At 60.9% G+C, this 25,200-nt stretch carries 25 protein-coding genes and 2 pseudogenes; 11 read left to right on the forward strand and 16 right to left on the reverse strand.

Annotated elements, in window-relative coordinates; genetic code table 11:
- Nucleotides 1-10: 10 nt before the first annotated feature.
- From AB4Y36_RS17095 to fusA, 3 genes are all read right to left on the reverse strand, one after another.
- The gene (locus AB4Y36_RS17095; RefSeq protein ID WP_368605082.1) at nt 11-931 is read right to left on the reverse strand and encodes an alpha/beta fold hydrolase; all 921 of its coding nucleotides are present in this window, start codon (nt 929-931) and stop codon (nt 11-13) included.
- 76 nt (nt 932-1,007) lie between these two features.
- On the reverse strand, nt 1,008-1,565 hold the full coding sequence (locus tag AB4Y36_RS17100; protein ID WP_069266941.1) for a TetR/AcrR family transcriptional regulator: 558 nt from the start codon (nt 1,563-1,565) through the stop codon (nt 1,008-1,010).
- Between the two features lie 118 nt (nt 1,566-1,683).
- Entirely contained in the window at nt 1,684-3,738 is a 2,055-nt protein-coding gene (gene fusA, locus AB4Y36_RS17105; protein ID WP_069266940.1) for an elongation factor G, read from the reverse strand.
- A gap of 176 nt (nt 3,739-3,914) precedes the next feature.
- Here fusA and AB4Y36_RS17110 point away from each other — a divergent pair, with 176 nt between their 5' ends.
- A complete protein-coding gene (locus tag AB4Y36_RS17110; protein WP_368683640.1) occupies nt 3,915-4,136 on the forward strand; it encodes a hypothetical protein in 222 nt (73 codons plus the stop codon).
- A gap of 284 nt (nt 4,137-4,420) precedes the next feature.
- Here AB4Y36_RS17110 and AB4Y36_RS17115 read toward each other — a convergent pair whose 3' ends face one another.
- Complete coding sequence (locus tag AB4Y36_RS17115; RefSeq protein ID WP_368615667.1) at nt 4,421-5,074, reverse strand: Type 1 glutamine amidotransferase-like domain-containing protein; 654 nt, start codon at nt 5,072-5,074, stop codon at nt 4,421-4,423.
- Between the two features lie 117 nt (nt 5,075-5,191).
- Entirely contained in the window at nt 5,192-5,995 is an 804-nt protein-coding gene (locus AB4Y36_RS17120; protein WP_368683641.1) for a lipid II flippase Amj family protein, read from the reverse strand.
- Nucleotides 5,996-6,178: 183 nt separating this feature from the next.
- On the opposite strand from AB4Y36_RS17120, the gene AB4Y36_RS17125 reads away from it, so the two are divergent.
- A complete protein-coding gene (locus AB4Y36_RS17125; RefSeq protein ID WP_368683642.1) occupies nt 6,179-7,186 on the forward strand; it encodes a serine hydrolase domain-containing protein in 1,008 nt (335 codons plus the stop codon).
- A 133-nt stretch (nt 7,187-7,319) separates the two neighbouring features.
- Here AB4Y36_RS17125 and AB4Y36_RS17130 read toward each other — a convergent pair whose 3' ends face one another.
- The 4 genes from AB4Y36_RS17130 to AB4Y36_RS17145 form a co-directional block, all read right to left on the reverse strand.
- The gene (locus AB4Y36_RS17130) at nt 7,320-7,880 is read right to left on the reverse strand and encodes a Type 1 glutamine amidotransferase-like domain-containing protein (RefSeq protein ID WP_368683643.1); all 561 of its coding nucleotides are present in this window, start codon (nt 7,878-7,880) and stop codon (nt 7,320-7,322) included.
- Between the two features lie 101 nt (nt 7,881-7,981).
- Entirely contained in the window at nt 7,982-8,881 is a 900-nt protein-coding gene (locus AB4Y36_RS17135) for a papain-like cysteine protease family protein (RefSeq protein WP_368683644.1), read from the reverse strand.
- A 10-nt stretch (nt 8,882-8,891) separates the two neighbouring features.
- A complete protein-coding gene (locus tag AB4Y36_RS17140) occupies nt 8,892-9,206 on the reverse strand; it encodes a hypothetical protein (protein ID WP_368683645.1) in 315 nt (104 codons plus the stop codon).
- Nucleotides 9,207-9,675: 469 nt separating this feature from the next.
- Entirely contained in the window at nt 9,676-10,551 is an 876-nt protein-coding gene (locus AB4Y36_RS17145) for a sulfite exporter TauE/SafE family protein (protein WP_368683646.1), read from the reverse strand.
- A gap of 332 nt (nt 10,552-10,883) precedes the next feature.
- On the opposite strand from AB4Y36_RS17145, the gene AB4Y36_RS17150 reads away from it, so the two are divergent.
- Nucleotides 10,884-11,684: a LuxR C-terminal-related transcriptional regulator gene (locus AB4Y36_RS17150; RefSeq protein ID WP_368683647.1), complete on the forward strand. Its 801-nt coding sequence runs from the start codon at nt 10,884-10,886 to the stop codon at nt 11,682-11,684.
- Nucleotides 11,685-12,089: 405 nt separating this feature from the next.
- Here AB4Y36_RS17150 and AB4Y36_RS17155 read toward each other — a convergent pair.
- Nucleotides 12,090-12,182 (reverse strand): annotated as a pseudogene (locus tag AB4Y36_RS17155) (IS5/IS1182 family transposase); the annotation flags it as partial.
- 612 nt (nt 12,183-12,794) lie between these two features.
- On the opposite strand from AB4Y36_RS17155, the gene AB4Y36_RS17160 reads away from it, so the two are divergent.
- Nucleotides 12,795-13,487 carry a CBS domain-containing protein gene (locus AB4Y36_RS17160; RefSeq protein ID WP_342949461.1) on the forward strand — a complete coding sequence of 231 codons (693 nt, stop codon included), beginning with the start codon at nt 12,795-12,797 and terminating at the stop codon, nt 13,485-13,487.
- Nucleotides 13,488-13,908: 421 nt separating this feature from the next.
- On the opposite strand, the gene AB4Y36_RS17165 is transcribed toward AB4Y36_RS17160, so the two are convergent.
- On the reverse strand, nt 13,909-15,123 hold the full coding sequence (locus AB4Y36_RS17165) for an MFS transporter (RefSeq protein WP_368683648.1): 1,215 nt from the start codon (nt 15,121-15,123) through the stop codon (nt 13,909-13,911).
- A gap of 90 nt (nt 15,124-15,213) precedes the next feature.
- Here AB4Y36_RS17165 and AB4Y36_RS17170 point away from each other — a divergent pair, with 90 nt between their 5' ends.
- A complete protein-coding gene (locus AB4Y36_RS17170; protein ID WP_368605074.1) occupies nt 15,214-15,552 on the forward strand; it encodes an ArsR/SmtB family transcription factor in 339 nt (112 codons plus the stop codon).
- 232 nt (nt 15,553-15,784) lie between these two features.
- On the opposite strand, the gene AB4Y36_RS17175 is transcribed toward AB4Y36_RS17170, so the two are convergent.
- Nucleotides 15,785-16,669: an SDR family oxidoreductase gene (locus AB4Y36_RS17175; protein ID WP_368683649.1), complete on the reverse strand. Its 885-nt coding sequence runs from the start codon at nt 16,667-16,669 to the stop codon at nt 15,785-15,787.
- Between the two features lie 92 nt (nt 16,670-16,761).
- On the opposite strand from AB4Y36_RS17175, the gene AB4Y36_RS17180 reads away from it, so the two are divergent.
- Nucleotides 16,762-17,631, forward strand: coding sequence for a helix-turn-helix transcriptional regulator (locus tag AB4Y36_RS17180; RefSeq protein ID WP_342948349.1), 870 nt, complete (start codon nt 16,762-16,764; stop codon nt 17,629-17,631).
- A 193-nt stretch (nt 17,632-17,824) separates the two neighbouring features.
- On the opposite strand, the pseudogene AB4Y36_RS17185 reads toward AB4Y36_RS17180, so the two are convergent.
- Nucleotides 17,825-18,085: pseudogene (locus AB4Y36_RS17185) on the reverse strand (VOC family protein); the annotation flags it as partial.
- Nucleotides 18,086-18,404: 319 nt separating this feature from the next.
- On the opposite strand from AB4Y36_RS17185, the gene AB4Y36_RS17190 reads away from it, so the two are divergent.
- Entirely contained in the window at nt 18,405-19,151 is a 747-nt protein-coding gene (locus AB4Y36_RS17190; protein ID WP_368683650.1) for an SDR family NAD(P)-dependent oxidoreductase, read from the forward strand.
- Nucleotides 19,152-19,226: 75 nt separating this feature from the next.
- Nucleotides 19,227-19,874 (forward strand): glutathione S-transferase, encoded by a 648-nt coding sequence (locus AB4Y36_RS17195; protein WP_342948348.1) that lies wholly within the window; start codon nt 19,227-19,229, stop codon nt 19,872-19,874.
- Between the two features lie 45 nt (nt 19,875-19,919).
- Here AB4Y36_RS17195 and AB4Y36_RS17200 read toward each other — a convergent pair whose 3' ends face one another.
- The 3 genes from AB4Y36_RS17200 to AB4Y36_RS17210 form a co-directional block, all read right to left on the reverse strand.
- Nucleotides 19,920-20,192: a hypothetical protein gene (locus tag AB4Y36_RS17200; protein WP_368605071.1), complete on the reverse strand. Its 273-nt coding sequence runs from the start codon at nt 20,190-20,192 to the stop codon at nt 19,920-19,922.
- A gap of 22 nt (nt 20,193-20,214) precedes the next feature.
- A complete protein-coding gene (locus AB4Y36_RS17205; RefSeq protein WP_368683651.1) occupies nt 20,215-20,961 on the reverse strand; it encodes a hypothetical protein in 747 nt (248 codons plus the stop codon).
- Nucleotides 20,962-21,039: 78 nt separating this feature from the next.
- On the reverse strand, nt 21,040-21,921 hold the full coding sequence (locus tag AB4Y36_RS17210) for a LysR family transcriptional regulator (RefSeq protein WP_069266910.1): 882 nt from the start codon (nt 21,919-21,921) through the stop codon (nt 21,040-21,042).
- A gap of 150 nt (nt 21,922-22,071) precedes the next feature.
- Between AB4Y36_RS17210 and AB4Y36_RS17215 the strand changes: the two genes are divergently transcribed.
- The 3 genes from AB4Y36_RS17215 to AB4Y36_RS17225 all read left to right on the forward strand — a co-directional run bounded on the left by AB4Y36_RS17215 (nt 22,072) and on the right by AB4Y36_RS17225 (nt 25,158).
- Nucleotides 22,072-22,818 carry an SDR family NAD(P)-dependent oxidoreductase gene (locus AB4Y36_RS17215; RefSeq protein WP_368683652.1) on the forward strand — a complete coding sequence of 249 codons (747 nt, stop codon included), beginning with the start codon at nt 22,072-22,074 and terminating at the stop codon, nt 22,816-22,818.
- 63 nt (nt 22,819-22,881) lie between these two features.
- Entirely contained in the window at nt 22,882-24,081 is a 1,200-nt protein-coding gene (locus tag AB4Y36_RS17220) for an MFS transporter (protein WP_368683653.1), read from the forward strand.
- Between the two features lie 231 nt (nt 24,082-24,312).
- Nucleotides 24,313-25,158 (forward strand): alpha/beta fold hydrolase, encoded by an 846-nt coding sequence (locus AB4Y36_RS17225; RefSeq protein ID WP_368683731.1) that lies wholly within the window; start codon nt 24,313-24,315, stop codon nt 25,156-25,158.
- The last annotated feature ends 42 nt before the right edge of the window (nt 25,159-25,200 follow it).

A 25,200-nucleotide genomic window follows, 5' to 3' on the forward strand; every position in this document is an offset into this window, starting at 1 on the left:
CCGGCCCGAGTCAGGTCCGGCCGAAGAAATGCAGCAGTGCTTCGGCCACGGCCGCGGGCTGCTCCTCCGGCAGGAAATGGCCGCAGTGGGCCAGCGTCGCGCCTTGCACTTCATCGGCGTAAGGGCGCAGCGGACCGGCCATGTCGGCAATCGAGCCCTGATCGGCGCTCAGCGCGAGAACGGGCATCCGCAATTTGCCGCGCGTGCTCAACTCGCGATTCTGACGCGCCGAAACATCGGCCGCTCGGTAGTAGGCCAGCCCCGCGCGCAATCCGCCTTCCTTCGTGAACACGCGCAGATATTCGTCGATATCGGCATCCGTGAAGGTCTGCGGATTCGCCGTTTTGCGGCGCAGAAACCACTCCAGATACGCGCGCTCCTTGCCCGCTATCAGCAGCTCCGGCAGATCGGGCACCGCATGGAAGGCGAAGTGCCAGGTGCGCCACGAGCGCTCGGGCGCGACTGGCAGCGCTTCCGGCAGCGTGATGCCGGGAATGCCGGCGTCGAGCAATGCGAGGCTCGACACTTCATCGCCGAAAAGCGCCGCATAGGGATAAGCGACCCATGCGCCGACGTCGTGGGCGGCGAGGTGGTAACGGGGCGCTCCGAGCTCGCCGATCAACGCGTGCAGGGCGGTTGCGAGCGATTGCGTGTCGTAGCCACCTTGTGGGCGGTCGGAATCGCCCTGGCCGGGCAGGTCCGGTGCGATCACGCGATAACGCCCGGCGAGCAGCGGCATGACCTTGCGCCACGCGAACCAGCTTTCCGGATAGCCTGCCAGCAGCACGACTGTTTCGCCATCCTTATTTCCGCCGATTACGTAATGGAGCCGTGTGCCTTCGACAGTTTCGAAGCGATGCGCGAAGCCGGGCAGGACGGGGTCGGCCAGCGACGCTGGACCGTGGTCGATGATGCGTGAGGGCGTATTCATGGCGTGAAGCTCCTGTGGTTTTGAGGAACGTAGGCGAAGATTGGAAATATTCATTTCCAAATTGGCCAAAAAATTTTCAACGCAGCAAGCGCATGGCTTCGTCGGCCGCGGCAAGCATGTCGCGCTGCGTGCGCCCGGATTTGCCGATCAAACGAAAGCCGTGGAGCAGGGCGAGCAACGTGCGCGCCATCGCCGGGACATGGACTTCCGCTGCAACCGAGCCGTCTTGCTGGCCTTGCTGGAGGAGTTCGCGCAGCATCTCTTCGGTGCGCCGCATGGCGGCTTCGATGCGCGTGGCGACTTCGTCGTCGAAAGTGGCGAGCGCCGTTGCGCTGGAAACCACGAGGCATCCGCGCCGACCCTCGCTGCCATGGGAAGATTCGGCGTAGAAAAGGAAGATGACGCGGATCTTCTCGCTTGCTTTGGACTGCTTGTCGAGGCGATGACGCAGTTCGGCGTTGCGCGTAGTGACGTAATGGTCGAACGCGGCGAGAAAGACACCGCGCTTGTCGCCGAATGCCTTGTAGAGGCTCCCTGCTGTCAGGCCCGTTGCTTCGCTGAGATCGCCTACGGAGGTGGCGTGGTAACCGCGCTCGCGGAAAACGCGCACGGCGCCGTCCACGACGGTTGCCATGTCGAACTCGCGTGGGCGGCCGGGGGAGCGGGACAGGGGTTGGGATGGGTGCTCGGATGCCATGGGGAAGATTATAGGAAATGTTTATTTCCTAATCAACAGCCTCATTTCAAACACCTCACTCCACACTCTCCCCCCGCCCCTTATGCTGCGCCGCGAGCCTTTCCTGATGCGTCGGCGGCACCGGATCGTAGTGGCTCAGCTGAATGCTGTAATTCCCATGCCCGCCCGCGAGTGAATTCAGCCGCGACTGATAATCGTTGAGCTCGGCAAGCGGCACCTTCCCCGCAATGACCATGGCCTGCCCACCCATCGTGCGCGTGCCATGCACCTGCCCACGCCGCGCCGAAAGATCGCCGATGATGTCGCCCATCGCGGCCTCGGGCGTCATCACCTCGATATCGACAATCGGTTCGAGCACGATAGGCTGCGCTTTCAATACCGCATCGATAAACGCCTTGCGCCCCGCGGTAACGAACGCCACTTCCTTCGAATCCACCGGATGGTGCTTGCCGTCGTACACGATCACGCGCACGTCCTGCATGGGAAAGCCCGCGAGCGGCCCGCTGTCGATCACCTGCAAGATGCCTTTTTCCACGGCAGGCATGAACTGCGAAGGAATCGCGCCGCCTTTCACTGCATCCACGAACTCGAAGCCCGCACCGCGCGGCAAGGGCTCGACGCGCAACATGACTTCGCCGAACTGGCCCGCGCCGCCGGTCTGCTTCTTGTGGCGGCAATGGCCTTCGGCTTTGCCGCCGATCGTCTCGCGCCACGCAATCGTCGGCGGACGCGTCACGACGTCGAGTTTGTACTGATCGGTGAGCCGCTCCAGCATGTAGCGCAAGTGCAGTTCGCCCAGGCCGCGGACCACGGTTTCATTGGTCCCTTCGGGGTGATCGATCTGCAGGCAAGGATCTTCTGCCGCGAGCTTTTGCAGCACTTCCCACACGCGTTGCTCGTTGCCGGGTCGCGCCGGCTCGATAGCGAGACCGTAAATCGGATTGGGAAACGCAGGCGGCGTAAGGTGGATGTTGCCGTCTTCGGGCGCGTCGTGCAGCACGGCGTCGAAGCCGATATCGTCAGCCTTCGCCACCGCGCAGATATTGCCGGGCCCCGCGCGCTGCACCTCCGTATGCTCCTTGCCCTGCAGCATCAGCAGATGCGCGACCTTGAACGGCTGTCGCGCGTTGCCGATATAAAGCTGGCTGTCGCGCGTCACCGTGCCCTGATGAATGCGAAACACCGCCACCTTGCCGATATACGGGTCCATCACGATCTTGAACACATGCGCGAGCACGTGCTTGTCGGCATCCGGCTCGGCGCGCACGGGCTCCTTGCCTTCCTTGCCCTCCACTTCGCGGTAGAACAGCGGTGGATTGCCTTCGGTGACATTGGGCAGGAGCCGCACGAACACGTCGAGCAGTTGCGCGATGCCCGCACCCGTCGCCGTAGAAGTGAAGCACACCGGGACGAGATGGCCTTCGCGCAACGCGCGTTCGAACGGCTCGTGTAGTTGCTCGGGGCTGATGGCTTCGCCTTGTTCGAGGTACAACTCCATCAACTCGGGATCGAGTTCGATCACCTGGTCGACGAGCGCATTGTGCGCTGCCTCCACGGAATAGAAATCGGCCTCGCCAGCCGGGTTGAAAAAGCAGTCCACCACTTCGCGGCCGCCTTGCGCAGGCAGATTGATCGGCAGGCAGGTCTTGCCGAAGGTCTCCTGGATCTGCTCGAGCAGCCCCGGCAAATCGACCTTCTCCGCGTCGATGCCGTTCACGATGATCATCCGGCACAGCTTGCGCTGCTGCGCGTACGCCATCATGCGGGTCGTCGTCATCTCGATGCCGGTGCGCGCATTGATGACGATGGCCGCCGTTTCCACCGCAGGCAGCGCGCTCATCGACATGCCGGCGAAGTCAGGGTAGCCGGGTGTGTCGAGCAGGTAGATGCGCGTGTCCTGGTGGTCGAGGTGGGCGATGGCGGAGTTGAGGGAGTGGTGGTATTTGCGTTCGAGGGGATCGAAATCGCAGAGGGCGGTGCCGCGATTCACGCTGCCTGGCGCGTGCAGCGCGCCGCCCTGGTGCAGGAGCGCTTCGGCAAGCGAGGTCTTGCCGCAGCCGGCATGGCCGACCAGAGCGATCGTGCGGATGGCTTCGGGACTGTAATCCATTTGTCGATCCATTGTTGTACAGATTTATCCGGTATGACCCACGAGCGTTTCCAAATTTCACTGTATAATCAATAGGTTGCCAACATAATGAGTCCGGTTCGATCCATTTTGTTCCGACTGCTGCCATGTGTCCAGTGGTGGGCTAGATGGTGGGTCAAAATCCTGGGAAATACCCTATGGCGATGCTGACCGACCGCGCGCTGCGCAACCTGAAACCCGGCGACATGCCGCTCAGTGATAGTCAGGTACCCGGACTGATGATTCGACCCAATGCTAACGGCGGCAAGTGGGCGCTACGTCTACGTCGCTGCGCGACGCCCGAGCGCGTGCGCTGGCAATGCGCAGCCAGATCGATGGTAGCCATGACCCCATCCAGGAGCGCATACGCGAGCAGGTGATTATCGAGCGGGATGCGAAGGTGCCCACGTTCTTGCAGGCCGCCGAGAAAAAGCATGAGAAGGCTAAGAGTGCCTGGAAGCAAGCCGACGGCAGAAACGCGCGGCGGTGGCTCAGTAGCGTGAAAGCGCACCTGGCGCCGCTGCTGGAGCGCCGGGTCGATACGCTCAAGCCGCGTGACTTTTTCGATGCGCTCGCGTCCGCATGGATCGAGTGCCTGCGTGTCGCGGATAACGTCTTTCAGCGTGCTAGCGCAATCATGGAATGGGCGTTCGCGGCGTACCGTTCATTCGCAACGCCGCGGGCCAACGATCTCGCTCCGCATGCTGTCCATTACGAAAGCCTCGCCGTCTTTCAAGGTCCTATATGGCATTTGGTGGCGCTCATAGAATGCGACCTCCTCACCGACCGCCTCCGACTCGGGATGATCGGATTGAAAGTGCACGACGAGGGAAAACGGTAAAATTCCGAGCCCGTCCCAGACCACAGCCGGATCGTATCCCGGAGGAACTTCCGTGGGATCGCTGACGTGATCGAGTGCGCGCAGCGTGCTCGACGCAACGACCGCTGCCGCACTGAATCCCGAGTAGACGATTCTGTCACGTTCGAGCAAATCCGCTATAGCGACATCGAATCCGCTCTGCTTCATCGCCCTGCGAAGTATGAATGCGTTTCCACCGTTGATCCATACCGCGTCGAACTGCTCGAGTGTCTCATCTACGCGATCAGTTGTTCCGAAGAACTGCCGAAGATCAAGTTCCTGCACAGTGAAGCCAAGTGCTCGAAGTTTGATTGTTTGATTCTCCAGCCATTGGGCGCGCGCCGCTTCGCGATGGTCAAGTGCGTTGACGACAATTGCCGCTCGCAATTGACCACCGACCAAGCCGACGAGTTGTTCTGGTCTGGCGCCCACATCGAAGGAAGAAAGGTACACTCGCACAGCGAAGTCTCCGGCGAACTTAAGATGTTTTGGAATCGTCCATGAAAAAGAATACTTTGTCGGATGTGACTTGCTCGCCGCCCGATGCCAGACACGTTTCCGGTATTGTTCGCATCGCTAAATGAGTTCGGCGATGCGAACAATGATCAATGCCGCTGGAACGAGCGCTGCCTGAGCGAACAGCGTCCCGAGCACACGCGCACCCGCGAGGGTTGTAATGGCCCGCCGGAAGCTGTTTTCCGAAATCCGGCCTTCGATTACGTCGTCAGTCATCACTGAAACTTGCGGATCGATGACGAGTGCCAACACCACCGTCGCAAAACCATTGATAACGGATGACAGATTCGCACATGTAACCCGCAGATCAGGATTGAGGTATCCAGCGTAGAGCGACGCGAAAACGCCGACTGTCCAGATCGCCATTGCGACTACGTTTAGCCCGATGACTTTCCAGGAAACGCCCGCCCCAGTCGCTAGTTGGGTGACGTTGTGGCGGGACGGGAGCCGCGCTCCAAGCCGAATGTAGCTGATGCCTCCGCGACTGAAGATATGGAGTAGCAGACGAGGGATCGAGCGATTTGCCTGGAAGTGGTCGACAGCGCGGCTGAAATAACGTTGAAACGTGGGAATCAGAAACGCACCGACAGTGCTTGCCGCCGTGGCGGTTAGCAGAAAGAGCCGAAAGTCCCCGAGCAAACCGTGCTCCAGGTGACGCGCGATATCCAGCTCAACCCGCTTCGCGATGAATGGTCCCTGAAAGGAATTTGCCGTCCGGGAAACAAGGGCGATGATTCCGAATAGGGAAAATGACACGGCGATACGGCGCGTGCGAACGCCGGCAATCCGAACCGCATATGCTAGCGTCGCAATCACATGGATTACGAATGTAAGCCCGCATATCATCAACAGCTGAATGTCCATGTCGTCGGCATACGGTTGGCATGAATCGAAGCCTCCAACTGTACACTGCCGCTCCGATTGTTGACGACGTTGGTTCACTCGTCGTGTGACGGGAATTGGCCGAGCCGAACCGAACCTCGCAGAGGGGCTTTGCGCCGTCGCAGCCGGTACAATTAGGCAACAACCCTGCCGACGCGCGAACCGATGACCGACCTCGACCGATTTCTGGCGGAAGCGACTGCCAGCGGCAAAATTCCCGGCGTATCGCTAGCCGTTCTTCACGCGGGGACAATAAGCGCCGAGCATTACTTCGGCGTTCGTGGTGCGCACGACCGCGCAGGCGTCGATGCGGCGACCGTCTTTGAGGCTGCGTCTCTCACCAAACCGCTCGTCGCCTACGTTGCGCTTCAGCTTGCCGAAGAAGGGCTGCTGGATCTGCATAAACCCCTGTTCGACATCTGTGGAGAGTATGTACCCGGAGACTCGAATGCTCGGCGAATAACAGCCTTTCATGTGCTGACTCACACGAGTGGTCTTCCGAATATTGTCCGCGACCAAGCTCCACTCCGTACGTATTTCGTCCCCGGCGAGCGATTCAGCTATGGCAGCAGTGCGTTTGCATGGCTTCAGCGCGCGATGGAGGCCGTAAGCACACGCCCACGAGAAATGTTGGCGCGAGAGCGCGTATTCGAGCCGTTGGGCATGTGTCATTCGAGCCTTGAGTGGCAGGAGCGCTTCGCGGTCAACCATGCGCAGGGCCAGGGATGGGAAGGCGAGCCAGTGCCTAAGCGTCGCGTGCAAACGGCGCAGGCCTCCTGGTCACTTCTGACGACGGCATCTGACTATGTCAGCTTCATTCAGCATGTACTGGCTCGCCGAGGCTTGGCGGCCACGAGCTACGATCAATGGTTCGTGCCGCGCATCAATACGCGCCAAGGCGACGACGCCGAAGACCTTATCGGTCAGAACCCGCCCGATCTGAACGTTGCCTGGGGATTGGGCTGGGGGCTCGAACCCTTTGAAGATTGCTTCTTTCACTGGGGAAACAACCCGGGATTCCGGGCACTTGTTCTCGCCAATCGTGCGACGCAGGATGCAGTCGTCTGGTTCGCCAATTCGGCCCGAGGCATGAGGCTGGTACATACGGTCCTACCAGAAGCCGTTCCCGGCGAGCACCCCGCCATCGAATGGCTTCGGATCGGTAGCTTGTGACCCATCGTCACGGGCGTTGAGCGACCGAAACCGGCAATCCCATACTGACACGATTGGTTCACAGACACGGGCGACTAAAGTCCCCCCTGAGCGGCCCCTCCGCAAATTTCCTCCCGCCATTGGATCGTTGGCGTTATCGGCCAATTCGTTTGACCGGCAACGCGGTCTCGATCACCGTCTCGTGTTCGCGATAGACTTGATATGCGGTTGATCCCTCTCGCCAGGAAAACACGCTATCGACAGAAGTGCTCAAGTACAGAGCGGCCGCAAAATCATCGATGGCAATGGAAGGTGGGACCGTATATGCTTTTTGCGCAGCATGCAGCGTCTCGCGTCTCTTTGGATCGCTGCTGTAGTGAACGGCGCAACCACCGGGCAGCAAGCCAAGGCAGTCGAGCGGACGATAAGCTGCCCCCCAAAACGAATCGGTCAGACCGGCCTCGTACCGACACATTGCGCCCGCACTCATGCCCGCGAGCAGCACGCCGCTCTCCCACGCTTCCCGCAGAACTGTGTCAAGCCCCCACTCGCGCCAGACAGCTAGTGCTGATTTTGTATTTCCACCGCCGACATAAATGGCGTCCTGCTCAAGCTGTCGACGATCCAGATGAGGTTGTCGAACGTCCGCAAGAGGCGGTCCCAGCCCGTGGACGGCGGGGCAGTCGATCCGTCTGGCGACCCTGCTCGACACCATCGCCGCCTCACCAGACGTCCGCTGAGGTCGCCACCCCTGTGTCGCGCATCTGCGCGGCATTCCGGCGACCGTATCGTAGTGCCGGTGCTCTTCGAGGTGGCTCAGGGTTTGGTGAAGGCGTAGCCGTCAAGGGTCGCTCCGCCGAAGTAGGTGCCGGGGAACTCGCCGAACTCCGTGAAGCACTCGCCGTTGACTGGATCGAGGATCAGCAGCCCCTCGCCCTGGATGCCGGCAATCACGACGAAGTGGGTCCCGCGGCTGAGCCAGGTGATCGAGGCGACAACAGTTCGCCCGGCGTCGATCTCGGCTCTGAGATCGGCGAGAGTCAGATCCGGTCCGTGATAGCTGGCGTAGTTGCCGACCGTCTTCAACGCGTCGGTCACCCCGCCGGATTTCAGATAGCGGGTGTCGATCCCCAGGCGGGCGTCGTCGAGCACGTAGCGGGCGCCGATGGCGTAGGGGTTAGCGTAGCGAGCGGCCAGGTCGGGGTTCTGGATCAGTGCCTGCGCCGACGGGCAGGCAGTGGTGCTCGTCGGGAACCCGTTGATCTCCTGTCCTATCTGCGTCATCACCTCGCATTGCTTCCAGGTGCTTGCCGGGTCGTAGAAGTGATCGACGGTGGCGCCGCAGGCGATCCAGCACCACTGGTCACTCTGCTGGTACTGCAACCGCACCGCGAGGCGGTTGGTCACGTCCGGTACGTACGTCTGCACCTCGATCGGCTTGGCGTCGAGGACGGTGATGTCGGTGACGACGTTCAGCGGCGAGTTCCAGTCCACATTGACGACGAAGGTGACGCCGTGGTTGGGGTCGTAGGGCGGTCCGTGGGGGCAGACGTTGTCGGCGGAGATCGTCGCCGCACCGATGAACCGGACCTTGTTGTCGGCGTACTCCGACGCCGTGACCATGACCGTCGAGTCGTGGTCGATGGCGTCCCAGTTGAAGTTGAGGGTCGTGCGGCCCAGGAACTTCCCCCAGTACTTGCGGATGGTCAGCGGCATGATCCCAGCCTCAGTACTGGATCTCGATCGGCGCATCGTCGAGAACGGTGACGTCCGTGACGATGTTCAGCGGCGCCCCCCAATTGACGTTGACGACGAAGGTGACGCCGTGGTTGGAGTCGAATGGCGGCCCGTGGGGGCAGACGTTGTCGACGGTGATGGTGGCCGCGCCGACGAAACGGTGCTCGCTGTCGGCGGGCGTCGTCACCTTGTACTCGGCGGCGGTGACGATGACCGTTGAGTCGTGGTTGATGGCGTCCCAGTTGAAATTGAGCGTCGTGCGCCCCTGGAAGGGGCCCCAATACTTTCGGACGGTTTGCGGCATGTCGGCACCCCTGTCGCGTTGGAGAGTAGTAACCTCAAGCGCCCTCTGGGTCGACCTGTGATGGTCTGAGGTGCCTGGATATGGCAACCGTGACGTCGCGCAATCCTCGTTTCGGACAGAAAAAGGCTAGATGATTTGACGTAGATGACCAGGGGCGACGAAGCGTATATGTAGGGCAACGCACATAAGCGGCAGGCGGACACATAAACCCCATCCCAGGGCAAGCGATACAGGCTCGCGCATGTGAACGGCCGCTGGAAGGGGGGTGTGAGTCATCCGAACATCGGCGACGGCCCGAGAGCGAGTGGCCCTTCATGGGCCGCCTGCGGCCCGACGCGGATGCCCGCAGGCGACCCGATAGCGGACCACAGCGCTGTTAGACATCCATGGCCGCTCCGCTGCGGTTCAGAGGTCATTTGAGCGGACAGCCAGATTCGACGGGGCGCACGTTCTGCGGCGGATTCTCTAGTTATCCAAAATAGCTGATCCCCGAGATGATCAACAGCAGATTCACAAGCCGTACGAAATGATTGTCGGACAGCCGTTTATAGAGCGTCATGCCGATCGCGGTTCCGAGCAGCGACCCGGGTATGCAGAGCAGAATGGCTGGGGTGAAACCGTTTTTGCCGGCGGAGTGTCGCAAGAGACTAATTGCAGCGAGCGCAGCGACCTGTGTGATCAGGATAAACGGCTGATACATGGCACGCTGGCGGTCCTTGTTCCACCCCTTGAACCCGCACCAGATGGTCACGAATGCTCCGGGAAAGCCGGCCGCGCCACCCGTGACGCCGCCGAGAAATCCCGCCAAGACATCGAGTGCCTTCGCCTGGCGCCGGATGACGAGCGGCCGCCTGGCGAGCATGTAGCACCCGTAGAGAACCAGGAACACACCAAGCACGTGGGTGTAGACGTGACGATCCAGCGTGAGCAGTACGGCGATGCCCAGGGGCAGTCCGACCCCGCCGCCGACCAGGAAAACAGCCAGCGGCCGCCACTGGATATCCCGTTTGAGTGACCAGACCATTGCTGTCTGGTTCGCGATACTGCAGACAATCATGATCTGGACGACCTGCACCGGGTCGGCGGAGAGATGGAACAGCATTGCGCCGCAGACTGCGGAGAAGGCGAAGCCCGCGATGCTGGATATGCCAGACGCCAGAAAAACGGCACCGATGACAAAGACTTCGACGCCTTCGTGCACGGACAAGGCCAGGCAAAGTGCCGTGGCGAGCACGAGCACCGCCCACTGAAGTTTGACCTGCCAGGGGTACCATCCCGTTGCCGGGGGCAATGACCGGGCTGGTCCCGCGGCGCTCTCGGGCGCGGGCTGAGGTTCGCTATCCATTTGCCGTGTCTCTCCGTGTTGGACATTACAGGAAAGGCCAGTGTTTCCCGCCCGTTGTGGCGGGAAGCGCGCGTTCAAGGATTGATTACATCGGTGCGGCGGGTGCGCTGGCTCGCCACGTCGCGCGCGGTGGCCTTGTCCCGCGTCCGCTGGGTGTCGTCGCCCCATGAAACATCGAGTGTCCAGTGCTGTTTAGTTCCAGTTGATGACGGTCGCGGCTGTGAGCGGCACATCAGTATCGAGCACCGTGGTACGCGTCGGTACTGCCTAAAAAGGTGATACCCTCATGCTCACCGAAGATCGGTGATCCGCACATTCTTCTTGAGGACGACATGCTTCCATTCGCGGATTCCACCAATCCACCGGTGCACGATGACGTCTATGCACTCTGGGATCGGCTAGCCGAGTTCTCAGCAGGTGATGGCGATGTCGCGCTGTCCCATCTGCTAACCAAGCTCTGTGCCATGGTCAAAGCACAGAATGCGCTTTGGGCCGTTGTCGTGCGATTGCCTTCGCTCGCGCCAAAGGATCCTTTGTTCGGCTGGCGTCCACGACTGGTTCGGCTTCTGCATCCGGTACCGGCGATGGTCGCTTCCGTGCAGGAGCAGTACGACACGCTCTGGTCGGGCCACGTCGACTCGTCACATGTCGTGGCCGCCTCAGGGAACGAGCCGTTCTGCGCCAACCTGCTCTTCGAGGCGATGCCCGCCGAATGGTTTGAAGGTGAGCACTATCGGCGCCACTACCTCGAAGTCGGCCACGGCGACAGCATCCAGGTGCGTTGCTCGCTCAATGACGATGTGCGGATTCATCTCTTCGTGTTTCGCGATGTGCGGGCACCCCGATTCTCTGCGCCGCATCTCGAGCGTCTGGGTTTCGTGATGCACGGGCTGAGATGGTTCAACCGGCAGCAACTGCTCAGCCACGGCCTGCTCATCGCCGACGCGCCCCTGACGACGGCCGAGCGAAGGGTGCTGCTGTGGCTGCTCGACGGACTCACGGAAAAGCAGATCGCGCAGAAGCTCGACCAAAGTCCGAACACGACGCATGTCCATATCAAGGCGATCTACGCCAAATTCAACGTCCGGAATCGCTCAACGCTCACCGCGCTGTGGCTCGGCAAGCTGAGATAGCGAACTGCAGGCGCTGGCGTTGCAGGCGACGATGGCGAGGCACCCGCGCAAGGCGAGGCCGAAAGGCTTCTTGTCCGTGGATGCAAATCGCGGAGCCTCCGCGCTGCGCAAGATAAAGATGTGCACGCGGACATCCTCGTTGAGGTCGCAACGCATTGACATGCTGTCTGCGTGGCCGACGGCCAGGTCGGCCAGAGGGCTCATCCCGGAGTGCGAACATCGAGTCGTCAGGCTGGCTGTCCGAAGTGGACTGGACAGGTCGCACCGGCACGGGCTGAGAGAGAGTCACGCGATCACCTATTCAGGTTATGTTCGGGTGTCAGCGAATCATCTACGATTAGACCCATGCCGCTATTGCATTGCAGCGTGCCCGCCTTGAACGTGCCGCTGTCGACAGCACAGCTGGATGCCATTGAGTGCCGCACAGTCCGAGGCCCGCAGACGCCCAAGGTATCGCTTGCGTCGCGATTTGTGACGCGGAACTAGCGCTTCGATCAGTAACTACAGCTGGCGATCGATGATAGCAGCCGGCACTCCTTGCTCCATTGCTCAGGCATCCAAGGTTAACCGCTTGCCGGAAAAGTAGACTGCCGTTACGAGCTCTTTTTGAACTGGCCTTTTAAGGAACCTCGACATGAGATGCGCGAGCCGGGTCAACATTGTTCGAACCTGCTGCCTGCTCACGGCGATGGCCACCGCCGGGGTCCAATGCTGTATTGCCGCGACCGGTAACGACGATTTCGATTCTGGGCTAGAAGACTCCGCCGTATTTTCCCGTGCTTCGGGAAACACTCCGTTTCCGCGCTTCGACCCATCGCAGATTCCGTTTGCTCCGCAGCCCGCACTGGATGACTCAATTGCCCTTTGTATTCCCGACCTCTATTGTTCACTCGCAGTCCGATAGCGCAGTCGGCGCGATCGCGCTCAACGATAAGAAAAGTCTAACCAAGGCGGGTGTTTGCCCACGGAGCACCGACCCCTCCGGGAACTGAATCAGGTTGTGGAATCAAGGCGCCTCAGCACCGAGCGATCGGCTCGGGACGGTCTGCCAAAGCCACGTGATGGGAGCACCAGACGAGGACCCGTCGCAAACAAGCAGGAGGAGCAACTATGCGCGCGCAAGACATCATGACTGCGTCCGTCATCACTGCCACACCGGACATGACGATCCACGAAGCGGCAACACTTTTGGTCGAAAACCATATCGGAAGCATGCCGGTCGTCGACGAGAACGGACAAGTTGTCGGTATCGTCGGCGAACGCGATCTTCTGCATCGAGTAGAGAACAGCACCTGCCACAGAAAGCGCCAGTGGTGGCTCGAACTCCTGTTGTCGTCCCCCCGCGCTCAGGCCGCGAGGTATCTGAAGGAGCACGGGCGCGTCGTCGGCGACGTGATGTGCGAAGAGGTGATTTCGATCTCGGAGGACATGCCGCTCCAGCAGATCGCGGACCTCATGGAGCGTCGACGTCTCGACAGCGTGCCAGTGTTGAAGAGTGGCACGCTGATCGGAAATTTGAGTCGCTCGAATCTGATTCGCGCACTCGCGCGGATTGCTCCGGTCGTGGAATTAGTTTCGCGCGATGACGCGAGCCTGCGCGAAGAGATAGTCCGGACGATGCACGGGCAGAGCTGGGGGTTGCCCAAAAACTGCGTGCGCGTCAAGGACGGTGTCGCGCATCTATGCGGGGTGATCGAATCTGTGGAGGAAAAGCGGGCCATCCGCGTTGCGGCGGAGAGCGTGCCGGGCGTCAAGCGTGTGGAGTACCATCTTGAATATCCAAACGTGATTCCGGCCCTGTAGCTCACGATCGCAAGACGCGTGTCGATCGTCCGGGCTGAACGACGAATCACTGCGATCGTGACGGTCACGTCAAACCGGGGGACGAAATATCGACGGGTTTCGATCGCGGGCTTGAAATCAGGCAAGCGCTCGACGTAGGCAATCACACCACTGACGCCGTGTCACGGCTCAATCTGCCGAGTGATCTGCGCGTCCGTGGTGCGGCTTGCAGCGCCGGACTCTGGATTCGATCTTTTTAGAGAAGGTCCGATGTTCGCTGCCGGACAGCCATTCGAATGACTGAGTGGGTGCGATCGTAAAAGGCAGCTTCTGGGCCGACCACCGTCGCATGCCGTACACAGTGCCATCGACGGAAAGCGAGCCAGAGCGGTCCAGCAGGCAGGCGCTCGGTGGACGGCGAATTGGCAGTGCAAGCGGTATATCAGGAGGTAACCGCTCGTTCATCACGGAGCGTCGCCGTGAGTATCATCGCCACGCATGCAATCGCCGACGCGGTGATAAAAACGTCCTTGAGCGAACCAAACCAGGCTACGAAATTGCCCCCCATCACGTTGCCCAATGTCGTTCCAAGACCGAGAAAGACGTTGGCAACACCAAACACCGTGGTTGCCGAGCAAGGGTCCATAGTCTTGCTGATATACGCGGGAATCAGTCCGTAAATCGCATAGAACGAGAGACCGAAACACACGGCGGCCGCTCGCAATTGCCATGCTTCGGAATGGAAAGCGATCAGGAGACCGGAGCCGGCGAGTGCAGTGAAGGAGAATGCGAGCGCAATCCGTGCCCCTGCCTTGTCGGCAGCCATCCCCGCCGCAAATCCGCTGAACAGTCCCACCGCGCCAATCGTCGACCAGACTTGCCCGATAGTTGCCAGGGAATGTCCCTCATCGGCCAGAAAGCTCGACAGGTAGTTTTGCCACGGCCCGCAAGCCATTCCGCTCAACGCGAGCAGTATCCAGACCGTCAGGTTGGGGCGAGTCATCAATTGCCACCGGCCGCCGGACGCGCGACGACTTACGGCGCGCTTTGGCGCCTTGCGGCTGAAAACCTGTGGAGCGAAGCGGCGAAGCGCAAGCAGTCCCACAAGCGCGATGACGAGCGAGACCGACCCCGCCACAATCCATATGGAGTGCCAACTGTGTGCTGGTAAGCCCCGCGACACAAGAAGACCATTCGCGAATTGCCCATAGGCCGTGCCGCTCGAAACCAGACCATTGACGCGGGAACGGTACCCGAAGGGAACTGTACCGGAGATTGCACCGACGCTCGGGACCATCATGAAAGCCGCCATCGCCCCAAGTCCGGCGAGAACGAGTCCGACCGACATTACGCTCTGGACTTTCGCGAACAGTAGCAAAAGCAAGGCTGCCGCAGTGACAGCGCCCACAATGACCTGCCCCTCGCCGAAGCGGGTTGTGAGGCGCGGAGAAACTAACGCCGCAACGAGGTACGCCGTCTGGGTCCCACCAGTTACGATGCCAATCGCCGTATAGTCGATTCCGAGACTTTGCCGCATCACTGGCACGACCAGCACAAAAAGATAGAGCCCAAAGCCGAACACGACCGCCACGAACAGCGTGAAGACGACAGCAACGCTGATCGTGCGTACGATCGACTGGGTTCTCGTGGAAGTCATTGCGTGCGTCGCCATAGTCGACCTATATCGATAAGTAGCTATATAGAAAGAGTACAATATAGGTTGGTCCCGTCAAGGAAAATCTGAGCAATGTCGAAAATGGACAATGTCGATGAGAACCAGCTGCAGGAGGCGCTGCATGCACTCTCGAATCGCCACCGGCTGACGATACTCATTTGGCTTACCGAGCCGGAAAAGCACTTTCCACCGCAGCGGGACGCGGACCTTGTGAAGGATGGGGTCTGTGTCAGCTTCATCACCGAGAAGACTGGCCTCAGTCAGCCCACTGTCACCACGCATATGCAGGCGCTGGCAGCGGCAGACCTGGTGACTTCGAAGAAAATCAAAAACTGGGTGTACTACAAGCCCAATAGCGTGGCGATCCAATGCTTGCTCGACGACTTGGATCGCGCGCTACGCCACACTTGACCGATACGCTTTCCACAACTGGAGTGGGGCTCCGCATCAGTCATCGCGTATGTGCCGAGAGGGGCGTTTGTTGGGGGGCGGAACGACGCTTTGGTGACCAAATGCAGCGGTTGCTACTGACTGTTCGTGGCCCGACCTCTCCACCGATGCGGTCGGCCTCAGCCGACCCACAGAGACGTTCGGGGTCGCCGAAAGCGGTCCTTCGAAAAAGCGTGCGGCGCGCCCGCATGCTTCAGCTATTCGATGCGCCAAGCCGTTCTAGATCGGCAATCAGCCCGGGCCCGGTCGGAGTCCAGCCGAGCGTCCTCCGCGTCTTTTCGCTTGATGCCACAAGGTCGCGGCTAGCGAACATTGCCAGCCAACCAAAGTGCGTCGAAGCTTCTCCCGCGGATATGGATCTTGTGGGCAGTTTCAGCCCGCGGCCGATTGCTTCGGCAATATTCAGCATCAGCACGCCTTCTTCAGCCACCGCATGATATTTCGCGCCCGCTTCGTTCTTTTCCAGCGCCAACCGGTAAAGACGGGCGACATCCGAGATGTGTGCCGCCGCCCAGCGGTTGCGTCCTTCCCCGACATAGGCTGACACGCCTTTCTCGCGCGCCACAGCAACGGCGTAAGTCAGAAGCCCTTGCCGCATTGTGTTGTGAACTTGGGGAAGCCGCACCACCGAGGCGCGCACGCCCCTCAGTGATAGCGCCGTCTGCTCCGAGACGCGGGGAAAGGGGAAATCTGGCGGCACGTCATGGTCCTCGGTCGCGATCTGGCCCGGCCCGGCTAGTCCTGCCGTCCCCGACGTGGCGATCAGAAGCCGATCTGAGCCAGCGAGGACTGAGCCCAAAGCTTCGATTGCGATGCGATCGACCTCGCAAGACCTTGCAAAGTTGGACCAGTCGTGAATAAAGCCCAGGTGAATCACGGCATCGGACGCCGCTGCGCCCCTCCGAAGGCTTTCGAGGTCTTCAAGCGAACCGCGATGCACGTCCGCTCCAATAGTTGCCAGGGCTTTTTCTCCCTCGTCTGAACGAGCCATGCCGAGAACCTTATGTCCCGCAGCAATCAGTTCCTTAACGGTGGGAATGCCGATAAATCCGGTAGCGCCGGTGATGAAAACGCGCATGAACTTGTCTCCAGGTTTCGCTGGAGACAAGTGTCAGCTTTGCGAGTATTCCGGTAAAGTAGTGACCTTATCATGGTAAGACTACTAACAGCATGAAGTCGCGCCAGGACAACGAAAACCTCCTCGCCGCCTATTTGCGGGACCGGCGAATGAAGCTTGATCCCGCAGTACTCGGCTTTCCCGCAGAGCGCCGGCGGACGCCTGGGCTGCGCCGTGAGGAAGTGGCGCAGCGCGCCAATATCAGCCCCACCTGGTACACGTGGCTTGAACAAGGTCGCGGCGGTGCCCCCTCGGCGGATGTGCTCGATCGAATATCGCGGGCCTTGATGCTGACGGATGTCGAGCGCGAGCACCTTTTTCTAGTTGGCCTCGGGCGGCCGCCCGAAGCCCGCTACCAAGAGAAGGAAGGTGTCACGCCTCGGCTGCAGCGTGTCCTCGACGCTTTGGACCCCAGCCCCGCCCTCATTCGCACTGCCACCTGGAACGTCCTTGCCTGGAATCGGGCGGCCACTGTCATGTTGGGCGACTATGGCTCCCTGCCGCCAAACCAACGCAATGTGCTGCGCACTATCTTCCTTGATCCGCGTGCGCGCGCCGTGCAGTATGACTGGGAGAGCGTGGCGCGCCACATCATCGGTGCATTCCGCGTCGATGCAGCGCGTGCGGGAGCGGCAACGGAGGTGGCGCCTCTCGTTGATGAGCTATGCCGGCTCAGTCCCGAGTTCAAGGTGATGTGGCGCGACAACGAGGTTCGAGAGGTCCACGGCGAGGCCATCAAGCGCATCCGCCATCCGGTGCTCGGCCCGCTCGCCTTCGAATATTCGACCTTCTCCGTCGACGGCCGGACTGATCTCAGCATGTGTGTCTACAATCCCGCGACGCCGGAGGATGCGAAGAAGATAGCGTCCCAGATCAGCTTGCTCTCGAATCGACTACCGTCGGCCGACATGCGAGGGCCGTAGGGCGCTCGCAGTAACGCAGGTTCAGGCATTCGAGGCTCGATTCCCAAGAGTCTCTCAGGGCCCCGCAGGCACCGAATATGGCAAGCGGCTGTGGGCACTAACGCTCGGCTTGTGAACGGCCGTTCGTGGCCGAACGCGGCTCTCTGCCGCAAACGCACGTCCGAACGACCGCGCAGTACCTGATATAACAGCGCTAGCGCGTCCAACAAGCATTCTGCAGGACCACGCGGTAGCCATCGGGATCTTCGAACGTCAGACCCCGTCGATCCCAGTACGGATTCTCTGCTGGCACCGGTTCATTTCCCAATTCGCGGAACCTTTCGACGGCGATTTCCCACTCCTCAGGCATCGGCAAATAGATGACCAAGAGATGCTCCTTAGTGGGTGCATTCGGGACCGTCACATTGTGCTGGTGAGTCAGTTCAATATGCCACGGGTGCTGCTCCACCAGCGATGAGGTTCGCTGCTTCGGGACCGTAACGCGCTAACGTAGATCGGTAGTCATGCTTTCCCACTATCCCCAGCTCCGGAGCCATGCTTCGCAGGCATGCCGGTCAGCCTGGAAAGTCTTTTTGCGTTGCGAGCTGAAACGCTACTCTGCATGCACGAGTTAGAGCATTCCACACGCGCCGGACGACGTCACCGTCGCTGTCGCGTAACTCGCGTCCAGTGACGGGAGCTGCATATTAAGCAATAGATATTGCGCGCGCCCCTGGAATCGAAGCTCTCTCTGCGTTGCGTTTGACATGAACTTACCTAACTGGAGCCGCAAAATGAACCAACCCGTCGTCCTGATCACCGGCGCCCTCACGGGCATCGGCCGCGCCACCGCTTTTGCATTCGCCCGCTTGGGCGCACGTCTCGTCGTGTCGGGCCGCCGTGCCGCGGAAGGTTCGGCGCTCGAGGCCGAATTGCGCGAAGCAGGCGCACAAGCTTTCTTCGTGCAGGCTGACGTACGCCGCGACGAAGACGTCCGTCACCTCGTCGATGAAACCGTTGCTCGCTTCGGCCGGCTCGACGTTGCAGTCAACAATGCTGGCACGGAAGGTAAACCGGGACCTGTGGTCGATCAGACTGCCGAGAGCTACGCTGATACCTTCGACACCAACGTGCTCGGCACGTTGCTGAGCCTCAAGCACGAACTGCGCGTGATGACCGCACAGCAAGCTGGCAGCATCGTCAACATATCCTCGACTTATGGTCATGAGGGTGCGGCCTTCGCTTCGGTGTATGCGGGCAGCAAGCATGCTGTGGAAGGGATCACGAAATCGGCTGCACTCGAGGCCGCTTCGGCGCGCGTTCGCGTCAACGCCGTAGCGCCTGGTCCCACCGACACGGGCATGTTGGACCGTTTCACCGGCACGCCGGAGAACAAGGCCTCGCTCGCGGCAACGGTTCCGCTCGCACGAATCGGTAGGCCTGACGACATCGCGGCGGCGGTGCTCTACCTGGCCAATGACGGTGCTGCGTTTGTCACAGGGCAGATCCTCACCGTCGACGGAGGCAAGACAGCGGGTTGAGCTTTCAACGCGGTTTAGGCTTCCTGCTGAACCGGCGAAGCCCTATACAAGCGACACTTCTGGATGGAACCATCAATGAACACCGATCTCACCTTCTTCGAATCGAAGGCTTCCCCGAACTCTCGCCGTGTTCGCATCTTCCTTGCCGAGAAGGGCATCGAATTTCCTGCCAAGGCGGTGGACCTCGGCGCCAAAGAGCAATTCTCCGATGCCTACGTTGCGATCAACCCTCGCCGCCAGGTTCCCACGCTCGTGCTGCGAGACGGCACAGCGATTGGCGAAGTCCCGGCAATCTGGCGTTACATCGAGGAGGCCTACCCCGAGAAGCCCGCATTGCTAGGCACGACGCCAACTACGAAGGCGCTCGTCACGATGTGGGAACGACGTGCCGAGCTGGATGGATTCTCGGCGGTAATGGAGGGCGTCAGGAACGCCGTTGCCGGGCTGAAAGGTCGGGCGCTCTCAGGCCCGCATGCGTACGAGCAGATCCCCGAAATCGTCGAGCGCAGCAAGCTGCGCGTCGGGCACTTCTTTGCCGATTTCAACGACCGTCTCAAGACAGTGCCATTCGTCGCGGGCGACGCATTCTCGGTGGCTGACATTACTACGCTGGTTGCGATCGACTTCGCGGCGGGCGGCATGAAGCTGAGCATTCCTACGGGCTTCGACGCACTGCAAGCGTGGTACGACAAAGTCAACGCACGTCCGTCGTCGAAGGCATGACGGCCCGCAAGGTAGCCTGTCGTGACCGATGCCGTGCGCTCTGTATCAGCGCGGCCGGCTTCTGCGATTCGCCTCACGGCCGGTAAGCGTCGGACCTGCCGCGCCAATGTCACCCGCACCCGCGGACTGCTGCGTCACGGGAAAGATGGCATTGAGCGCGGCTTTCGCGTCGCCTTTCATGTGTCGGAGCCGGGCAAGACTCAACGAGCAACGCGACTGCCACGCAAGGAATCCGTGTTTCTGGGCCGTCTCAAGAGCATCGATCAAAATCGATTCGGCCGCCGGTATCGCTTCGTCGCCCCGGATCGCGACCAGCACCTCCGCCTTCGCTCTCCATAGCTCAGGCAGAGCTGGAAGCGATTCCCGAGCCGGTCGGCCACGCCCTGGAGCCCAAACGCCGGCACACATGCCGCAGCAAGTTCAGCGCCAGCGGAATTCCATCGAGCCGGCGGCAGATTTGCGACTTCAGCCTCAACGCTGTCCGTGAATCCACGCTGAGCCCGGCATGCGGTCCGACACGCTCTTCGAAGAGACGTACCGCACTGTAGTCGAGCGCGACATCGCAATTTTCGTCCGGCGGAACCTCGAGCGACGGAACACGATAGATCGGCTCCCCTGCAACGCGCAGCGTTTCGCGGCTTGTTGCAAGTACGACTGCTCGCGGGGCGATCCGAAGCAGCCTTTCGGCAATCCTGGCGGCCCCGTGCGCGGCTTCGAGCGCCAACCGCGTCTTTCCCACACCGCCGGTACCCACGAGCGTGACCAGACGATACGTTTGCAGGCCACGGTAAATCTCGCGTACGGCAATTTCCCGGCCGATGAGAGGACTGACCTCTGCAGGTAGCGGCAGGCCCGAAAAAGCCGGTCCGTCTGCAGGTGCAGCAGGGGGCCTATCCGAATTCGTGACTTGCGGGAGCACTTCTGCGATGAACTGGTATCCGCGCCCGGTCACCGTACGTATTGCCGCCCGGTCGTCTCCGAGAGCGCGGCGAAGTGCGGAAATCTGAGCTTCGACAGTTTTGCCCGGCCTCACGAGTGTCGTCAGAATTTTGTCTGCCGCCCGAACGGCGCGAACACCGGTAAGCATCAGCTTCTTTCAGCGCGTTTCAGCACTTTCAACGCGTGCGGGACTGCACCCCGCACAGGCCACACCGCGTCGTGCATCTTATTGCTTGATCTGGTCGATGCGCGACAGAAACGTCGACAGAATCGCTGAGCGGTTATTCCGGTTATAGCCCACCACAAGCTCGATTCTCGGCGGTTCGCCCTTGAGTGGTCGGCTTGTTACCGACCAGGGCAGCAGTTTCTCGGCATAGGAGGGCAGTAGTGCGACGCCTCTCGTCGAGGCGATTAGCGACATCGCCATCGTCAGGTTGTGCACGCGATGCGCGGGCTCGATGACGACGTCGTTTGTCGCCAGATAGTTTTCGATCGCGCCGCGCATGGGACCGGCTACGTCTGAACCACCTATGAATAATTCACCCGCCAGTTCGTGCACGTCGATCTCATCGAAGGCCGCAAGGCGATGATCGCTTGGCATCAGCACGACGAAAGGCTCGCGTGCGACTGTCACGTAATCGAGGTCGGGTCGGTTGGCTTCGGCACGCATGAAGGCGACGTCCAGCCGTCCCGTCGACAATCCCTCTGCGAGTTCAGGGGAGTGCTCGCTCGATACCGTCATTTCGATGCTCTGCAGATCGCTCGCGAGCACGCGAGTCGCTTCCGCGAGCCAGGTCACTTCCTGTCCGCTCAGGAAGCCAACCGCAAACGTCGGCTTGGACGGTCGCGCCGCCCGCCGCGCTGCCTCGCACGCCGCATCGACTTGTGCAAGGGCGAGGCGAGTGTGGACCAGAAATGCCTTGCCGGCGTCGGTCAGTTCAATGCCACGCGCGCTACGCACGAACAGTTGCGCACCGACTTCGTATTCAAGGTCTCTGATCTGCCGGCTCAGAGACGGCTGGGACGTGTACAGCCGACGTTCCGCCGCGACGGTCAGGCTGCCCTCTTCGGCCACGGCGAGGAAATAACGAAGATGACGCAGTTCCATTCACGCGTTCCTTTTAGTCATGCATGACAGGTATGGGGATCAGCTTACAAAGTCTTTTTCGCGCGGACAAGTGGCGGCTATCGTTCGATCACATCAGCCGGACGAAACCCTACCTCGCCCCAATGTCAGTTATCTGCTGGAAGGACGATCATGAACACCCTGACAGGAAAGACCGCGCTCGTCACCGGCGCTTCCCGTGGCATCGGACGCGCCACTGCGCTTGCGCTCGCGCAGGCAGGCGCTCAGATCATCGTTCACTATGGCCGCGGTGCGCGTGAGGCCAAGGCCGTCGTCGCCGAAATCACTGCGACGGGCACTCGTGCCCATGCCCTCCAGGCCGATCTAGCCGAATCCGACGGGCCGCACAGGCTCGCGCGCCATGTCCGGGCAATCGTCGGTGAACGGCTCGACATCCTCGTTTCCAACGCTGGCATCGTGAAGGCAGCCACGCTCGAGGAAACAGGCGTCGAAGATTTCGACGAACTGTTCGCAGTCAACGTCCGCGCTCCGTATTTTCTCGTTCAGCAATTGCTGCCGATCATGTGCAAGGGCAGCAGCGTCACGCTGCTTTCGTCGCTCGCGGCCCATGCGGCCGTCGGCGAACTATCGGCCTACTCGGCCACGAAAGGCGCCGTGGACACCCTTGTGCGCCAATTCGCGGATGACCTCGGACCGCGCGGCATTCGTGTGAACGCGGTCGCGCCCGGCGTGGTGCAAACCGACATGTCGAGCTTCACCCGCACCGACGAAGGCCGCGACATGACACTCAGCCTTCAGGCCATCAAACGGCTCGCCGAACCCGATGATATCGCCGCTGCGATCACCTTTCTCGCATCCGACCAGGCCAGATGGACAACCGGCGCGACGCTCAATGTGGATGGCGGCTCGAAGCTCTGAGCGAGTCGAGCGCGACGCCGCCATTTCGGCCATCCAATTCGATTCACGCACCCGGATATATCAATGTCGCTAACTACCTCAATACAGCCCCCGCGCACGCGAAACTGGCTCGCGGTTCTTTCGGTCGCACTCAGCGCGACCGTGTTCTGCACCACGGAATTCCTTCCCGTCGGGCTACTGCGTTACATCAGCCAGGGACTGGGCGTCAGCGAAGGAACCGCCGGCATCATGGTCACGGCGCCCGGGCTGCTGGCCGCCATCGCCGCGCCGTTTCTTACGGTAGCGGTCGGACGTTTCGACCGTCGGCGCGTACTGCTGGGCCTAGGCCTGCTGCTCGTGATCTCGAATCTGACGGCCATGCTGGCGCCGAACTTTACGATTCTCGTCGCGGCCCGTGCGCTGTTCGGATTCGGAATCGGCGGATTCTGGGCAATCAGTGTGGGGCTCGGCGCCCGACTCGTGCCGGAGAAGAATGTCGGTCGGGCCACATCGCTGATTTTCGCGGGCGTCTCGCTCGGCATGCTGATCGGCGGGCCGGCCGGGGCACTGATCGGAGACCTGGCTGGTTGGCGTACCGTATTTGGCGCAGCGCTCGCGCTGTCCGTTGCCGCGCTGCTGGCCCAGTGGGTTTCGTTGCCGTCGCTACACGTAGAGCATCGGGTAAGCACACGCGATCTGCTCGGCATCTTCGGTACGCGACCGGCACGCATCGGGCTGATCGCGATGACGCTGGCCCTATGCGGACAGTTTGCGACCTATACGTATATCACTCCGTTCCTCGCAACGGTGTCGGGATTTGGCGGCAAGGTCATCTCGTTGCTGCTGCTCGGCTACACGTTCATCGGGCTGCTCGGTAATTTCATCGGTGGTTCATTCGCGCAACGGAACGTCAGGACCACGCTCATCGCGAGCATCCTGTTTATCGCATTGCCGCTCGCCATGCTTCCCGCACTCGGCACCAGTCGGCCGTCGGTGCTGGTCGCGCTGGCCGCGTGGGGAACCGCATACGGCGCCATGCCCGTCGCACTGCAGATGTGGATGGCGCAGGCAACCCGCGAAGTCCGCGAAGGTGGCATGGCGCTGTTCGTAGCCAATTTCCAGATCTCGATTGCACTGGGTTCGTTCGTCGGCGGCCGGATCGTCGACGGGTTGGGTCTCTTCAATGCAATGTACTTCGGTGCCGGACTCGCCTTGGTTTCGATCCTGACGCTCGCGCTGACCGGCGGGCATCCTCGCAGGATTGACGAGCCCGCGTCCACCTGAACTATTCCAGCGGGCTGCGACCGCGCAGTCATGCACGTGCCATATCTTTCAGGCATGGCCACTTGCCTACAAAGTCTTCTTCCTCTTGCCAGCCACCGCATACAGTACCCATCAGCAGGCACCGCCCACGAGATTTCCAGGCGCGTGACTGGATTGCCAAAGCAGCACCCCATGCATTTCAAACTTACCGGCAAAACAACTGCTGCACTTACTTCTGAAAGGATCGCAATCATGAGCCACCAGACGCACCAGACCGCACCAACGCAGTACGTTGAAGCAAACGGTATCCGCTTCGCCTATCGCCGCTTCGGCAATCGCGCGGGCGTACCGCTTGTGATGAACATCCACTTCACCGGCACCATGGATCACTGGGACCCCGCCGTGACCGACGGCCTGGCCGCCGGACGTGAGGTCATCCTGTTCAACAACGCCGGCATTTCGAGCAGTTCAGGCAGCGTTCCCGAATCGATCGAGGAAATGGCGGCCAACGCTGCCGCATTCATTCGTGCGCTCGGTCTCGAACAGGTCGATGTACTGGGATTCTCGATGGGTGGCCTGATTGCGCAGACGCTCGCCATTGCGGAGCCCACGCTGGTTCGCCGCCTGATCCTCGTCGGCACGGGCCCGCGCAGCGGAGAAGGCATGGCCTCGCTGACGCCCGAAGCGCAGGATATCTTCGGCGCGAGCTATGCCGAACCGGACCATCTCTGGCTGCGCGTCCATTTCTCGCCGACCAGGACCAGCCAGACGGCCGGGCGTGCGTTCCTCGAACGCTTCCGCCTTCGCACGGCGAACCGTGATCCGGTGGCCAACGAAGCCGTGGCACCGGCCCAGCTCGCGGCACTCGCGAAATGGGGCGCGCCGCAAGACAACCCGTACGCCTACCTGTCTGCACTCAGCCAGCCGACCCTGGTCGTCAATGGTGACGACGACGTCATCATCTATACGGTCAATTCGCTGATTCTGCGCCAGCACATCCCGAATGCCCAACTGATCATCTATCCGGACGCCAATCACGGCTCGCTCTATCAATACCCCGAGCGTTTCGTGGAAGACGTTTCCAGGTTCCTTTCCTGAGTCGCCAGTTACACCGACATTTGATCCCGAATTCAACAGGAG

Source organism: Paraburkholderia sp. BR10936, from assembly GCF_040965735.1.
Classification (GTDB): Bacteria; Pseudomonadota; Gammaproteobacteria; order Burkholderiales; family Burkholderiaceae; genus Paraburkholderia; species Paraburkholderia nodosa_A.